This window comes from Vibrio crassostreae, from assembly GCF_024347415.1.
Taxonomy (GTDB): Bacteria; Pseudomonadota; Gammaproteobacteria; order Enterobacterales; family Vibrionaceae; genus Vibrio; species Vibrio crassostreae.
Window position 1 is genome coordinate 1,979,499 of sequence record NZ_AP025476.1, and the last position, 14,274, is coordinate 1,993,772.

Sequence of the window (14,274 nt, forward strand, 5' to 3'; positions counted from 1 at the left end):
TCTAAGGACAGGCAGAATTATTATGAAAACACTATTACCGACTTCAACAGCAGGCAGCTTGCCGAAACCGTCTTGGCTAGCACAACCAGAAACACTTTGGTCTCCATGGAAACTGCAAGGCGCTGAACTCACAGACGGCAAACAAGATGCGCTGCGTGTCTCTCTACACGAGCAACAGCAAGCAGGCATTGATATTGTAAGTGACGGCGAACAAACACGTCAGCACTTTGTAACGACTTTCATTGAACATCTGAATGGCGTTGATTTTGAAAAGCGTGAAACCGTTAAAATCCGCGACCGTTACGATGCAAGTGTACCTACAGTGGTTGGCCCAGTTTCTCGCCAGAAATCCGTTTTTGTCGAAGATGCTAAGTTCTTACGTCAGCAAACGGATCAACCAATTAAATGGGCTCTACCGGGGCCTATGACCATGATAGATACGCTTTACGATGCGCACTACCAAAGCCGTGAAAAACTGGCGTGGGAATTTGCAAAGATCCTCAACGAAGAAGCGAAAGAACTTGAAGCTGCAGGCGTTGATATCATTCAGTTCGATGAACCTGCATTTAACGTGTTCTTTGATGAAGTGAACGATTGGGGTATCGCTTGTTTGGAAAGAGCCATTGAAGGACTGAAATGCGAAACGGCTGTACATATTTGCTATGGCTACGGCATCAAAGCAAACACAGATTGGAAAAAGACATTAGGCACTGAATGGCGCCAATATGAAGAAGTCTTCCCTAAACTGCAGCAATCCAATATCGACATCATCTCATTAGAGTGTCACAACTCTCATGTACCTCTTGAACTACTTGAACTGGTGCGAGGCAAGAAAGTAATGGTCGGTGCGATCGATGTGGCTACCGATTCCATTGAAACACCGGAAGAAGTGGCCAGCACTCTTAGAGAAACACTTAAGTACGTTGATGCAGACAAGCTCTACCCTTGCACTAACTGCGGCATGGCTCCCCTGCCTCGCGAGATCGCCTCAGCTAAGTTGAATGCACTCAGCGCTGGCGCAGAGATCGTTCGTAAAGAGCTTTCAGCGTAACGCTTCACGAGCGACACAAATATACCTGGAGCCTAAGTATCACATTGATGCTTAGGCTTCTGTATTCTTCTCAACTGCCACTCTCTATTTATCTAATCTCTTATCTATCTCACCTCTTATCGAACTAACCTCTTATCTATCTAAGAAGGTAGCCATCTTCTTCAGAGTAATTAGTGCCTTATCCAGCTCGTCTCTTTCAATGCCTTCAGCGCCACTTTCTGCCCATAATTCCTGTTTTTTATCTAATAGCGAATACGCTTCCTTGCCCTTTTCAGTCATGTTAACCAACTTTGCTTTTTTGTGATTCGGGTTATCAAGCCAAGTTAGCAGGCCATCTTTCACCATGATGTCGGTAACACGCTGTGTCGCTTGTCTGCTTTGCCCCATAATACGAGCAATTTGAGAAACGGTGACCAAATCATCAGACTTTTCGATCGCCCCCATCACCTTCCATCTGGCACTGCTTAGCCCTAACTCTTCAGTTAATTTGTCACCCTCAGCATTCAATAAACCACTGACCTTAAAGATCTCTAGTGCGATCTTTGTGAAAACTTCTCCATTCGTATCCATAACACCCACTTTGACAACATGCTGTCATTAAATTAGACTTAAACCAAATTGACAACATGTTACCAAATTAATGGAGAGAATGATATGAAACCAATAATCCACAGAACAGCGGCATTAACAGCAACACTGTGTGTCGCTACATTTTTTACTAGCACATTGCTTGTGGAGCTGTTTGGCACTTTGGAATCAGTGAAGCTAGTTAAGTCGATGATCGTTTTTCCAGGCTTGTTTATTCTTGTCCCAGCCATTGCTATTACTGGTGCGACCGGTGCAGCTATGGCAAAACAACGTAAAGGGAAAATAGTTGAGCGTAAAAGTAAACGCATGCCAATTATCGCGTTCAACGGGATCGTTATTTTGATTCCAGCCGCGTACTTTTTGAATCAGTGGGCAAGTTTAGGAGAGTTCGACTCTGTGTTTTATGGCGTTCAGATTTTAGAACTGATAGCAGGCGCAACCAACCTAACACTGATGTCTTTGAATATTATGGACGGCAGAAAGTTTCGTCCTAAGAAAGTAAAGCTAAGCTAAGCTCATCGTTTTTAAGCAAGCAGATGAGCTTTATAGTTGGCAGCTTACCAAGTTTTATCTAAATCTTGAGCGTATAAAGAGATCGCTCTTTGGTACTCTTTGATCGCTTCGCTATTAGTCGTAGAAACCAACAACTCGAGCAACAGAGACGTTGCCTCTTTATGGCGACCCAAATTATACAAGCACATCGCGTAGAAAGGCTGAACTTCAAGGGAATCAGGATACTCAGCCATAGTCTGTTCGAAATAGCTTAAAGCCTCTGCATAAAGGCCTAGGCTTCGATAAGTGCTCGCCAAGCCGAACAACGCATCAAAACGCTCTACTGAAGAAAGCACGCCAGACAGAGACAATACATAGTGCTCAATCGCCTGTTGCTCTTTTCCTTGATTGTCGTAAGACCAAGCTATGTGCAAGTGCGCTTTCGCAGCATACTTTTCATCATCGAGTAGTATCGCCAGCAACTCTCGTGATTCTTGATACTTGGCTTCTTTTCGCAATTCGATCGCTTGTTTGATAATGGTGTCCATAGTTCTTCCTAAAATCAGTTCCATTTCAACGAGTCCTTTCACTTCAGACAACTGAGTAAAACCTTTTGCTTGATAAAGCTTAATCGCGGGATTCTCACTGAACACGCGCAGCACTAAATAAGCCGATGATTGATTGTTCGCATGTTCAATAGCTAAATCGAGACACTTAGAGCCAAAGCCTCTACCTTGATAGTCAGCTAATATCTGCAAGTCCCGAAGAAACGTTGTATCACTGGTGTAACTGAAGCGGATAACACCAATACGGCTACCCTCTACATAAATTTCATAGTTATCCAGTTCATCCCAGCTACGTAAAAACTGACTATGACCCCAAGCGATTCCACGAGCTTGATAGTAACTCGCCATATTCGTTTTAGTGATCGATTCAGCGAACATAGGATCTGAACCTTTGACCAACCTTACTTCCATATTGTGTCCTTTGTTTCTAAATCAAACATTAAGCAATACGTAATTTAAGTACCAAGAGTATTGCATCGTGTTTGAACCATCCTAATCAATCTGGTTCCTTGTGTAACGCCTTCTCTAACCACATTGAACTGATGTATTGACCGTTTTTCTTCGCATATTCATTGAACACTCCGACTTCTCGAAATCCAAAACGTTTATGAAGTGCTATTGAAGCCTCATTAGGTAAAGCAACACCTGAGAGTACGCGGTGAACACCATAATCACTAATCGATGCAAATAGCTGAGAATAAAGCTTAGAGCCTAAGCCTTTACCTTGAGCTTCTGTCGCAAGATAAATAGTGACCTCTGCGGTATCTTCAAATGCCGACATAACCCGGTATTGCTGAGAACACGCGAAGCCTAATAACGCATCACCTTCTGTCGCGACATAAAGTTGATATTTACTTTGACTAGAAAATTGAGAAAACCACTGCTGGCGATTTTCCAACGACAACTTCTCTTCTTCAAAGCGCGCATTGGTATGTTCAATATAAAAGTTGAAGATATCGGTGATGCCTGCAATATCAGGTAATGTCCCTACTCTGATTTCCATGTAATGTCCTTTTAGTTGTCTATTTTTGAATGACTAATAAACAGGCATCAATAGTGACTGCAGAACTGACTCTCGCAAGGAATACCATCACGATCACCATCTATTTTCACATTGGGACAGTTTGCCAAATAAAACTTTGCTTCATCGCAAGATAGCATCTCACTACAATGCGTTTTACCTTGGCAACTAAATCCCATATTCTCATATGCAGGATTTAACTTAGGCTCCAATACCAAAAGATACAAACCTGCGCCAATAAGCCCGACGAAAAGTGCAGACAAAATAATTGAAAGAGGGTTAGATTGGGATGTTTCTATACCAACTAGTTGAGCACTCGAAGCGCTGAGTTTAGAGCCACTATTCGATAATTGAAATTCAACTTCATCCCCAATTTGAGGACGACGATAACCGTCCGTAAACTTCGATATATGAACAAAAACATCGCCCTCTAATTCATCGGAGTTAATGAACCCGAAGCCTTTCTCATCAACCCAGCGAACAATTTTTCCATTCATAGCTATTCCTTCTTCAAACCGCTTTCAACTCTTGACTAGTATCACCAACAATATGCAGATTACATTATGACAGCTTAATATGGGGGCAAATTACTCGATGGACTCTTAACTTTACTCATTTTAGTCAGAATGTCTTTGCCCTTCCCATAAACAAGAGATAAACCAAAGTAGGCTGAAACCCACAAAGCAAAATTAAGAGTGGCTAACTTGAAGAGCTAACCATTGATTTTAACGATCGCACCGTATTTTGGTAACTCACTCGTGGGTTGTTTCCCCAATACGCCAAGGCGTAAACGCCTAGTACCTGTGAAGTCCAAAGTAAAGCCGATATCAGACAAGTACTATAAATATCGGGGAGCATAGAGATTGCCTTGTGATATTTTTCGTCTGGAATTGTCCCTTGCACTTCCATGATGCTCAAGGTGACGTTAATCGGCGTATAACCTATCCAGAATAAAACCCATGAGCTAGCAGCAACAGGTGATAAAAACAGAAACGGCTTTAACCATCGGTGAGGAAATAAGAAATATAAAAGCATAGACACATACAATACACTAAGAAACAGACTCCAAGAGCGCACGTTAATATTGGCAATCCAATAACTTTCTTCAGCATACATAAACAAAACAACGGTTCCCAAAATACTTGCAAACATAAGTTTGCCGATATTAGTCGTCCTCTTTATCCGAAATAGGACATAACTTAATATGGTCACCAAGACGGCAAACCACACCATAATGTCCCAGTCCATTGAGAAAAAGCGCGGAGCGTAGGTATTGTTAAGTATGACAACGCCCAGTAAAACTCCGATAGATAAGTACGCAATGACTGACCGTACCATGAACCAACCTAGCTTTTTCATTACTTCATTATTCATCAGCGCAGACCAACTTTAATTGAGAACGGAAAAAGGCAGAGTTCCCTAACGTAATTACCTTCTGCAAATGCGTATCGAAAGTGCCAAATGTTGGATATCATGAAAATTGTCCTTTATTGGTCAACACCAAGATTGTCACCCAGCTTTTCTATAAACCAAGTCCCTTGGCACGGGCCGTTGGTTAAATGCCAACGACCATCAAATCGCTTGCTGTTGCCAGTTGCTGAAAAGCGATAATCCCACTGGCGATGTTTGGCATATAACCGTAAGTCGCCGCTTTCTGTAACCCAACCTTCTAATGGTGTTCCGTTGTAGGTAAGCCTTAGCGTGACTTTACCTTCATGAATGATTCCAGTGATGGTTGTACGTTCACACATATTATTGCCAGTGGTATTAATACGACGGCCTAGCCACTCACCGTCGAAATCAGTAGATGGCACAAATTGCGGACTATCAGGAAGTTTAGGAAACGACTCGGAATTACTGGACCCGAACCACTGAAGCTCACGACCAACAAGGAAGAAGACAACAAAGCCGATTGATATCGCTATCACAAATCCCTTTTTCATTAGCCTCTTCCTAATCCGCTGACCTTAAGAAAAGAACCCTAACATAATGAAAAATAATAACTTACTATCAATTTAATTAATTTTGATATATTCCACAAATTGCATTCAAATGTTGAATATAGAGAAAGCGGCACCGTACAAAAATGCCGCGCATTGAGAATCAATGATGTGCAGTGCCGAAAACTCTGCACAGAAAAACTAACCTTCCAAGGCATTGCCCAATACTGAACGGTTTTCTCCGACACCGAGCCTGTCTCGCTCGCCGCTGATACTAGAAAGTCGCATAACCGAGTTGCAACCTCTTCATTGCCTAGCAAGTATAAACTGCGAATGGCTCGTGTTAGTCGAAGCTGGTTATGGTCGTGATTCTTCAACCATACATGGTTCGCAGGGCTAAGTGGCAACAATGAAGATATCTCACTTCCGTCTCGCTGCATTCCCCAAAACTCAAGCATCAGGTCAAGCACTTGTAGATGAGCTGTGCGAAGATCTTCTGAGTTAGCAAAAAGCGCCCTATCTTCTTGAGTAACCAACGGGGCATGTTGATTAAACTTAGTCCCTTCATCTATTGGGAAAAAGACTTGAATATACTTATGGTCATGCTCCAACCAAAAGTGATTATAAGCTAACAACTGTTCAATATTACGACCAAATTTGTCTGGCACTTCACCAGATATAAAGCGAGCAATCTCACTCATTTTTAAATCCTACTGACTATAAACCCCCACTTGTGGGCGAATGCATTATTACGCAGTAAGCCGTGAAAAGCCTAGTCCTTTACGTTGTAAGTACAGATCTGACTTCGAACTCCACATACCACGCATTAGGAATCACTTTTGCATACTTTCGACTTACTTTTCTAACAAAACGACACTGATATTCTGCGACACATTTTAGCTCTGCTGCATGTTCAGGGAATCGTTCGTGAAGAAAACACAAGGCATCCGTTGGCGTATGAGTTTTAGACTTAAGCCAGCAACCCGTGTGTTAATAACTGAGTACTAAAACCTGAACGACTAAAAGAGATAGGTAATATATGCACCGAAAGGTTACATCTTTCAAAGAAAAAACCCTTCAGAAAGCGTCTTTCGGTGCATACAATTTCAAGCGACTGACATAAATGACTAGCGTAAGTCGCTAACATAAGAGACTAGCGTAAGCGTCTCAACACAACCTGCTGGTCAAGCTCATTCTGATAGTCCGTGTAATCAAGCCCTTGATCAAATATGTACTCAGTGACAAGAGTACGAATGCACTCAACTAATGTGTTTGCTTGCCAAGGCTTTTCAAAGTAACGGTCGATGCCTGCTGCATTAATCGCATTGATGGTATCAGTATGAGTGGCCTGCCCCGTAAGAAGAATTTTCTTTGTATTCGGAAAGCGGCTGTCATGGAACACTTCCGTGAGTAACTCCACACCCGTTTTCCCTGGCATCACATGATCAGACACGATGACGGTAATGTGTTCGCCTTCTGCGTCAAGTTCATCAATGAGATCAAGCACTTCTTGCGCTGATTCACAATCTTCAATATTCAGCCAACTCGCCAGCGGCTCTAAATCTTGTACCACTGCGCTCAGTACTTCTCTCTGGTCATCGACACAGATTAAATTAAGCTTCTCCATGTTCACCCTCTACTGGTAACTTGATTCTAAATACAGTTTTAGAAGCATCACTTTTCACAACGATACTTCCGCCATAACCCGCCACAATCCGCTTAACTATTGATAAACCCAAGCCCAATCCAAACGATAAACCACCTTTTTTAGTAGTGAAGTTGGGCTGAAATACCTTTCTACGAGTCACCTCGTCTATCTCAGGGCCGTTATTCGTGATCGTAACTAATATTCTTTTCTTACTTAATCTGGTTTGAATTTCTATTGCAGCATCGTCTGAATTCGACATTGCATCACAAGCATTCTTTACAATGTTGACCCAAATCTGAACGAGCTCTGTTTTCGAGCCTTTAAAAGTCGGCAAATCTGCAGGGCTCAATCGCACAGATACTCTACGTAACTCACTTTGTAACAACGATAAGGCATGGTTAATGGAGTCGTTAATATCAACCGCTTCTTCGGTGTCAATATCAACTCTGCCAAGTTGTTTAACCGATTTTACAATGCCGACAGTGTGTCTAGATGCCAAGCGTAAATCATGTAAATCACAGCCCATCTGCCAAAAGCGAATCGCTTCTTCTGGGTTTTTCAGCCAATGTTTTGAAATAACGTCTGTTGCAGATAAAGCGTCAATTGGAATCGCCTTCGCAAGAGAGCGAGCAATGTTTTTGTCCAAACCATATTTTCTTTCAAATTGTCGCCCACGTGTTCGTGCTTCTGACGACGACGTTTTCTGACCATGCATTAACCCAAAATCAAAAAATTGACTGGCTTCTGGATGCACTTCTTCAAGTAGATCCATGATGACCGTTTCAAGTCGGCCAGATTTACTATTTACTACGCCAATAGCGTTGTTAAGCTCATGGGCAATCCCTGCAGCCAATTGACCCAAGGTCGTCATTTGCTCAGCAGTATGTAACTTCTCTAGCGCTTTTTGTTTCGCTATCGCTTCTTGTGTTGCACGGCGTTGACGACGCGACAACTCATTGACGATCACAGGTGTGAACTGTGCAGTAAGAGGACCAAACTGACGTTCATCTTCTGCAGGCGTGTCTTTATCAATCCACGCTAACTCAACATCGGTTTTGGCAACAACCGTTGAAGATGCAGTCCAATTACCTGAAAAGAAGCTGTGAACGCCTATAAAAGCCCCACTACCCGCGCTAAATACTCGCACTTGCGGTGTATTCGCATCGGTATAAAAGCCTTCCAGTTCTCCACTAAACACATAATACAAACGAGTGTTTAACGCTGATTGTTCAATAATGGTGTTACCGGCACGGCACGTCACCCTACGTTCTGTCTGATTAAAATAGCGATCGATAAGTGCTTCTAGCTTTTGTTGATACACGTATCGTTATCCTATGTGACCAATTGAATGTAGCACCCACACCATAACAAAACTCAGTAGCACACCAACCACACCCAAGATAATACCGATTCTGGCCATTTGATTACTTTGCACATGACCCGTGGCATGAGCCAACGCATTCGGTGGCGTACTGATTGGCAGCGACATACCTAATGAAGCGGCAAAAGTCACAACCAGAATTAACGTTAACTCACCACCTAGTGGCGTGAGTGAAGCCATAGACGAACCTAATGCAGCCATAATTGGCATTAACAAGTTAGCCGTTGCGGTATGAGACATAAAGTTTGCCATTACCAAACACAAGAACGCCGCTCCGAACAACACCACATAGGGTGAGTAAGCATCAAACGGAATACTGTGTACCACCAGCTTTGCTAAGCCAGTTTTATCGAGCGCTAAACCAAGCGCAATACCACCTGATACAAGCCACAATACGTCCCAAGAAATTTTCTTCAGGTCTTCTTTATTGATGATCCCAGTAAGGGAGAACACAGCAACAGGAATCAGAGCGACGGTATAAGAGTTCATGCCATGGCTTGAACCCATTAACCAAAGAATGATGGTCAGCGCAAAAGTGACGTATACCGCAATGGCTTTGGGTGTTTTAAGGAATTTACCTTTAATGCTTAGTTCGATTTTCTTTTGGTCAGCTTTGTACATAAAGCCGATTAAAAACCACGCTAACGCCATCATAATCACGACAAACGGCACACCAAATGCCATCCATTCGCCGAACGTAATTAGGTTATCGCCAACTAAATATTTAAGTGCGATAGCGTTCGGAGGGGTACCGATCGGGGTGCCAATGCCACCGATGTTAGCGGCAACAGGAATACAAAGCGCAAACGCTACACGACCGGGGTCTTTCGGACCAAACACAGCCAGTACCGGCGTTAAAATAGAGAGCATCATTGCCGTTGTTGCCGTGTTAGACATAAACATCGAAAAGATACCAGTGATCAACATTAAGCCGAGCATCACAAACTTTGGATCTTGTCCAAATGGCTTCAACAACACACGAGCTAAGTTTACGTCTAATCGATATTTAGTGGCCGCCATCGCTAAGAAGAAACCACCTAAAAACAGCATGATGATTGGGCTAGCGAATGTCGCCATAATATCGCTGTATTTTAACAGCTCACCAAAATGTTCCTCCCCATGCTCAAACCTTAAAAAGATCAGCCCTTTATCCGACAACATCAATAATTGCAGAACGATAATAACAACAGACGTCGCGTAAATTGGGATGGGCTCGAACACCCAGCACAATGCCGCTAATAAAAAGATCGCGATAACGCGTTGTTGAATAATCGTGAGCCCTTCAAATGGAAACGCTGATAGCGGCATTACGAGGATAATGAAAGGAATTAAAATAGGGATAATGTATTTAATATAGGGGCGCATAGCACAAAAACTCTTCCTGAGATAACAACTACTTAGAAATTAGATTTACAGTTCTAATTTGGATCCGACAACGAATTATCGAACTCTTGTCACTATCTCACTCTCGGCTAGATCAATGATTACGTGATCACGATATCCCCTTTGTCGATTCTGTGCGCTACCTCTACGTTTGTATGTCATTTATTGTTGCAATTAAATTTACTGTTCTAACAAACGACACTGATACTCTGCGACACATTTTAGCTCAGCAGTATGTGCAGGGAATTGCTCGTGAAGAAAGCACAATGCATCCGCTAGCGTTATCTGGTGTAGATTCGATGTATACCCAAAAACCAACCGGTGGACATTGTCATAGAGCTCATCTGAATTATCTGAGCTTTGACACTGCGCCAAGATAGCTTGATCAATTTCATCATCAGGATCTTCCAATGGACTATTGGCCTGTCGATAAAGATTAGAAAGCATCGAGTCATATTGCTCTTTCGACAGCTCTTCCTTACAACGCAATATCCACGTAAGCGTAATTAGGTTGTGTCCAAAGAAACCAAACTGTTTTAAGCACGCTTTTAATACGCTATTGAGTTCTAGGACTTCACTCGTGTCAGTGCTTTGGTCGTCATCAGAACGGGTCGATGTGACAAATTCAGTAAAGCGGTTAAGGAATGCAGGAACTTGAGACGGATCTAACTCATGGTAAACACGATTCAGCGCCAATAAGATAGTCACATTGTGGGAAAGGTATTCGCTTGTTTTAGAAGCCCGCGAAACGTAATACGAGAAGATATCTTGAAAGCCCTTATTCTCATACCATTGCATTAAAGCAGCATACGCCGCTGGGTATACCCCGTTATCCAATATCCTGTGAATACGAAATTCTGAGAACTTTGGCGCTTGTACCGTTGCTGAGTACTCGCCTAAAACTTCAATCTCAGTTTGGTTTATCAGCTCACTCGTTTTAAGCCAGACATTGTCTGATTTAGCGAAATACCCATTCAAATAATTCGCAGCCAAATAAGCTTTTAAAGAATGAGGTTGATGGATGCTGGCACTGCTATAAAGTGCCTTTCCCAATAGTTGGTCGCTTGTCATGTTTCCTCCTTGAAACTGATGCTGGATAAAGGTGGTGGTTATGTGACTAGCATCTTTGAGAAGCAAATCGAACGGTCTACACCGACATATTTACCATACGCACCGGATTCTGAGTAAGAGTGACGACAATAAAAGGTCACCGCTTTTGAGTTAACTTTACGTGTCGATAAAATAGCTTTTCGATACCCTTTTTCAATCGCAAAACATTCGAGTTTTTTCAATAAATAAGAGCCCGCACCGGCTTTGTTAGAGTACATCCGCTTAAGTTCACAAACTTCACTTTCATGATATCTAAATACCCCACATGCCACAGCACTATCATTTAGATACACCACGATACATCCATCTTTTGATGGGTCAAAAGCGTCAGATACAAAAGAGCTTTCGCCTGTGTCATTAGTAATCTTGCGAAGTGACAAATTCAGCTCTGTGATTAATGACTGAAAATCTCTATGATTTGGTTCTACTTTCTTATATTCGAATTCCATACCTGCCACATAATGCCAACTCAATCAGCATGATCAAAAATACAATATTGCAGAGCGACTTATGCTCGACTTTAGTAACTGGGAAACCTAAAAAGTCGCAATAATCGCGTGTGTTCGAAAGATGGTTGTGACCCTTAATTCTCTGCTGAGAGATGGCGCCATGTGGGATGAAAATACAACCAAAAACTAATCATTGACGCCATAGTCGTTTGTTATGCAGCTTAACCCAATACTGTTAACAACCCCGACGCAATGAGGCTACCAGATATTCCTTCAAGAATATTACGTATAGTTTTTACAGACTCATTAATAATTGCAGGTTTTGGCTTCGGGGAGTTTAATTGCACTTCAACAGTTGATACTTCAGCTTGAAGCTCTTCTTTTAATGGTGCATCGATTTCTAGTTGAGTACTGTACTTATTAAACTGCTCAATAAACTCTTTTAAGTTATCGACACCTGATTCATTCACCGTCAAGGTCTGGGAAGCTCCGGCAGAATCCTGCTGAAGCTGAGAATTCGTCATATTCTGAATATTATTTGTAACTTGGTAAGTAACATTAGAAGCCGCCTGCTTCTCTTCTTTAGAAAAACTCATACCGTCACCGATTACTCCTTTAGACTCAAGCTCCAATGCCCAGTTAAGGACTTCATTGCGAACAGACTCCAATATTGAGATTACACTCGTTTTCTGAGCAACGAGAGTAGGTTCTAATGGATAATCCATCCATTCCATTATTTGATTTTTTGTAGATTGATCGAAAGGCACTCTGAGGTCATTTGATCCACCTTCTAAGATCGAATCTAACTCTCCAACTGATTGACCAATTTTTCTCTTTGATAACTCATCAGCTATTGGCTGACTCTGAATATGAAGTGGTTGAAAACCATGATATGGATTGAATACCTTAACCTCCCCTTTTATTTCTCGGTAATCAGGGATTTGATCTGAGCTTACGCTATAGCCGTTAAGCTCATTATTTAACCACACCTCGATGTCTGCGATAGACAGTTTCCTAGAAACGACTAAAGCTTTTCTTAGTAAAACGGATACATTAACCGTAGGATCGAGTGCATCTTTTTGAAGCTCTAAAACCAACCCTGACATATTTTCTATTCCTCTAATCTATCGTAGCTGCATAACGCTTTGCTAAGGTGCGGCTAAATCCACGAAACCTGAGCAAAGCCACCGTAATCACTAAACTCAACCGAACCAAAAATGCCAAAGGTTAGACGTCACTATTAGGCAATTTGTTAATTGGCGCTTCGCACCTTTGCTAACACCTCTGGCTTATGCAGTTCTTCGATTAAGAACTTAACCCACTTATTCGTATATAAGTAGCCATCAAACCCTTCCACGTAAGATGCGTATTCACCCTTAAAATCTGATTTAATATCACGAGGCCTAGCCTCGTAGTACTTCCAACATTTCGTATGCAGTAGCATGTTGAATTCTGGGATTTTTTCTTTAACAGATTGCATGACCTTTGATGGCTTCAATTTAAACGGGTTTTCAATCCCTTTGATAAACGCAACCCCTTGCTCATAGTTTTTTAGCTCTTCTTCAGAGAGGTTGTTTACATTTATAAATTCAACTGCTAAATCAGCTGACTTAGCATGATTACCCAGTTTAGGTACTAGCATAGCTCTTATTCGATATTGTTGGCTCTCAACTATATCGTCACTCAAATCAGCTCTATAACTTTCCATGTAGTGACGCACTATTTTATAGTTATCACGCTGTAATTGCTTAAGTGTATCTACTTGAGACTGCTCAGACACTCGGCTAAGTTGCATAGCTATTGCAAGATTAGCGCACAACGCATGCGAATCGCCAAATTCCTCAACAAGCAAATTTTCAAAATTCATTAATGCAGACTGACACTCACCAGCCACAGCTAAATCAATTGCAGGAAGGCTTCTATGTTCGATTTTGTTGCGTAATCCAATGAGGAATTGAAGGTTATATTTTTCAGGACGTTCAACCCCTTTCCAATATTCATTACAGCACTCCATTAACTCCCATGCTTTTTCTTCACCGTCGATGATAATAGGCTTGCCATCCTTCAGGTGAAAATAGTTTGTCCCCTTTTTTTCAAAGATCGCGTGAAGCAATGCCGTATATGCAATGACAATATTGACGATATAGCCATAGGTTTTAAATTCTGTGTATGGATTGTTGTAGGTTGAAACAGCAAGTAGCGCAAACTCCCTTGCCTTATGCAAAAGCATGCCTTTCACGGAATGATCATTAACTTGCTGCAACTTTTGGCTATGAACTGCTCTAAACTCTTCCTTACTAAGGGATTTAATTCCTGATGTCAGATAATGAGAGCCATCTTTTTGAACATATTGATGCCATCGCTTAGATGGATATGTTCCACACGTTTGTTTTTTCCAACCTGTAGCAGTGGCTAACTCATCGATAGTAAAAGACTCGCCTGCATTCTCTTTTGCAGCAAGAAATGAGTAAGCTAAATCTACCTGAGCATATCTACCCAATTTCTACCTCCTGTAGGCTAAATTTTATTGAGCCAATTAACAGCGATTAGACAGAAAAATTCTGTATTTAAATACATAATTTTTCCGTCTAGTTTCCTTTAGGCTCTATCTTAAACGACCAACTCATTTCATAACAATGACTTAT

The 14,274-nt window shown here is 41.8% G+C and carries 15 protein-coding genes and 3 pseudogenes; 3 read left to right on the top strand and 15 right to left on the bottom strand.

Translation table 11 applies throughout. From position 1 onward, the window contains the following. Positions 1-22: 22 nt before the first annotated feature. Complete coding sequence (locus OC193_RS08870) at positions 23-1,051, top strand: methionine synthase (protein WP_004733563.1); 1,029 nt, start codon at positions 23-25, stop codon at positions 1,049-1,051. A 132-nt stretch (positions 1,052-1,183) separates the two neighbouring features. On the opposite strand, the gene OC193_RS08875 is transcribed toward OC193_RS08870, so the two are convergent. After that, the gene (locus OC193_RS08875; RefSeq protein WP_048659476.1) at positions 1,184-1,621 is read right to left on the bottom strand and encodes a MarR family winged helix-turn-helix transcriptional regulator; all 438 of its coding nucleotides are present in this window, start codon (positions 1,619-1,621) and stop codon (positions 1,184-1,186) included. Between the two features lie 84 nt (positions 1,622-1,705). On the opposite strand from OC193_RS08875, the gene OC193_RS08880 reads away from it, so the two are divergent. Continuing rightward, complete coding sequence (locus tag OC193_RS08880) at positions 1,706-2,152, top strand: hypothetical protein (protein ID WP_048659477.1); 447 nt, start codon at positions 1,706-1,708, stop codon at positions 2,150-2,152. A 44-nt stretch (positions 2,153-2,196) separates the two neighbouring features. Here OC193_RS08880 and OC193_RS08885 read toward each other — a convergent pair whose 3' ends face one another. From OC193_RS08885 to OC193_RS08940, 12 genes and pseudogenes are all read right to left on the bottom strand, one after another. Next, positions 2,197-2,679 carry a tetratricopeptide repeat protein gene (locus OC193_RS08885; protein ID WP_048662219.1) on the bottom strand — a complete coding sequence of 161 codons (483 nt, stop codon included), beginning with the start codon at positions 2,677-2,679 and terminating at the stop codon, positions 2,197-2,199. Further along, positions 2,677-3,108: pseudogene (locus tag OC193_RS26020) on the bottom strand (GNAT family N-acetyltransferase); the annotation flags it as partial. The pseudogene OC193_RS26020 and the gene OC193_RS08885, both read right to left, overlap by 3 nt. Positions 3,109-3,193: 85 nt before the next feature. Beyond that, complete coding sequence (locus OC193_RS08895) at positions 3,194-3,700, bottom strand: GNAT family N-acetyltransferase (protein ID WP_048662193.1); 507 nt, start codon at positions 3,698-3,700, stop codon at positions 3,194-3,196. Positions 3,701-3,747: 47 nt separating this feature from the next. Then, positions 3,748-4,215, bottom strand: coding sequence for a cold shock domain-containing protein (locus OC193_RS08900; protein ID WP_048662191.1), 468 nt, complete (start codon positions 4,213-4,215; stop codon positions 3,748-3,750). A gap of 202 nt (positions 4,216-4,417) precedes the next feature. Next, positions 4,418-5,092, bottom strand: coding sequence for a hypothetical protein (locus OC193_RS08905; protein WP_230682694.1), 675 nt, complete (start codon positions 5,090-5,092; stop codon positions 4,418-4,420). Between the two features lie 113 nt (positions 5,093-5,205). Beyond that, positions 5,206-5,661, bottom strand: coding sequence for a hypothetical protein (locus OC193_RS08910; RefSeq protein WP_048662190.1), 456 nt, complete (start codon positions 5,659-5,661; stop codon positions 5,206-5,208). A gap of 198 nt (positions 5,662-5,859) precedes the next feature. Beyond that, positions 5,860-6,359: pseudogene (locus OC193_RS08915) on the bottom strand (opioid growth factor receptor-related protein). A 452-nt stretch (positions 6,360-6,811) separates the two neighbouring features. Further along, on the bottom strand, positions 6,812-7,285 hold the full coding sequence (locus OC193_RS08920) for a response regulator (protein ID WP_048662187.1): 474 nt from the start codon (positions 7,283-7,285) through the stop codon (positions 6,812-6,814). Then, a complete protein-coding gene (locus OC193_RS08925) occupies positions 7,272-8,627 on the bottom strand; it encodes an ATP-binding protein (protein WP_048662185.1) in 1,356 nt (451 codons plus the stop codon). Before OC193_RS08925 ends, OC193_RS08920 begins: the two co-directional genes overlap by 14 nt. A gap of 6 nt (positions 8,628-8,633) precedes the next feature. After that, the gene (locus OC193_RS08930; RefSeq protein WP_048662184.1) at positions 8,634-10,052 is read right to left on the bottom strand and encodes an SLC13 family permease; all 1,419 of its coding nucleotides are present in this window, start codon (positions 10,050-10,052) and stop codon (positions 8,634-8,636) included. A 198-nt stretch (positions 10,053-10,250) separates the two neighbouring features. Then, on the bottom strand, positions 10,251-11,141 hold the full coding sequence (locus OC193_RS08935) for a hypothetical protein (protein ID WP_048662183.1): 891 nt from the start codon (positions 11,139-11,141) through the stop codon (positions 10,251-10,253). Positions 11,142-11,179: 38 nt separating this feature from the next. Then, a complete protein-coding gene (locus OC193_RS08940; RefSeq protein WP_048662182.1) occupies positions 11,180-11,629 on the bottom strand; it encodes a GNAT family N-acetyltransferase in 450 nt (149 codons plus the stop codon). A gap of 91 nt (positions 11,630-11,720) precedes the next feature. Here OC193_RS08940 and OC193_RS08945 point away from each other — a divergent pair. Beyond that, positions 11,721-11,819: pseudogene (locus OC193_RS08945) on the top strand (IS110 family transposase); the annotation flags it as partial. Between the two features lie 31 nt (positions 11,820-11,850). Here the strand turns inward: OC193_RS08945 and OC193_RS08950 are convergent. Both OC193_RS08950 and OC193_RS08955 read right to left on the bottom strand, forming a co-directional pair. Next, entirely contained in the window at positions 11,851-12,735 is an 885-nt protein-coding gene (locus OC193_RS08950; RefSeq protein WP_048662181.1) for an AbiTii domain-containing protein, read from the bottom strand. Between the two features lie 146 nt (positions 12,736-12,881). Then, entirely contained in the window at positions 12,882-14,129 is a 1,248-nt protein-coding gene (locus tag OC193_RS08955; protein WP_048662180.1) for a DUF3644 domain-containing protein, read from the bottom strand. Positions 14,130-14,274 lie beyond the last annotated feature (145 nt).

What these genes read in the sequence shown, in the direction of transcription:
- OC193_RS08910 (WP_048662190.1), bottom strand. Translation starts at nt 5,661, where the DNA reads ATGAAAAAGGGATTTGTGATAGCGATATCAATCGGCTTTGTTGTCTTC.
- OC193_RS08875 (WP_048659476.1), bottom strand. Translation starts at nt 1,621, where the DNA reads ATGGATACGAATGGAGAAGTTTTCACAAAGATCGCACTAGAGATCTTT.
- OC193_RS08930 (WP_048662184.1), bottom strand. Translation starts at nt 10,052, where the DNA reads ATGCGCCCCTATATTAAATACATTATCCCTATTTTAATTCCTTTCATT.
- OC193_RS08880 (WP_048659477.1), top strand. Translation starts at nt 1,706, where the DNA reads ATGAAACCAATAATCCACAGAACAGCGGCATTAACAGCAACACTGTGT.
- OC193_RS08920 (WP_048662187.1), bottom strand. Translation starts at nt 7,285, where the DNA reads ATGGAGAAGCTTAATTTAATCTGTGTCGATGACCAGAGAGAAGTACTG.
- OC193_RS08940 (WP_048662182.1), bottom strand. Translation starts at nt 11,629, where the DNA reads ATGGAATTCGAATATAAGAAAGTAGAACCAAATCATAGAGATTTTCAG.
- OC193_RS08900 (WP_048662191.1), bottom strand. Translation starts at nt 4,215, where the DNA reads ATGAATGGAAAAATTGTTCGCTGGGTTGATGAGAAAGGCTTCGGGTTC.
- OC193_RS08885 (WP_048662219.1), bottom strand. Translation starts at nt 2,679, where the DNA reads ATGGACACCATTATCAAACAAGCGATCGAATTGCGAAAAGAAGCCAAG.
- OC193_RS08870 (WP_004733563.1), top strand. Translation starts at nt 23, where the DNA reads ATGAAAACACTATTACCGACTTCAACAGCAGGCAGCTTGCCGAAACCG.
- OC193_RS08935 (WP_048662183.1), bottom strand. Translation starts at nt 11,141, where the DNA reads ATGACAAGCGACCAACTATTGGGAAAGGCACTTTATAGCAGTGCCAGC.
- OC193_RS08895 (WP_048662193.1), bottom strand. Translation starts at nt 3,700, where the DNA reads ATGGAAATCAGAGTAGGGACATTACCTGATATTGCAGGCATCACCGAT.
- OC193_RS08905 (WP_230682694.1), bottom strand. Translation starts at nt 5,092, where the DNA reads ATGAATAATGAAGTAATGAAAAAGCTAGGTTGGTTCATGGTACGGTCA.
- OC193_RS08950 (WP_048662181.1), bottom strand. Translation starts at nt 12,735, where the DNA reads ATGTCAGGGTTGGTTTTAGAGCTTCAAAAAGATGCACTCGATCCTACG.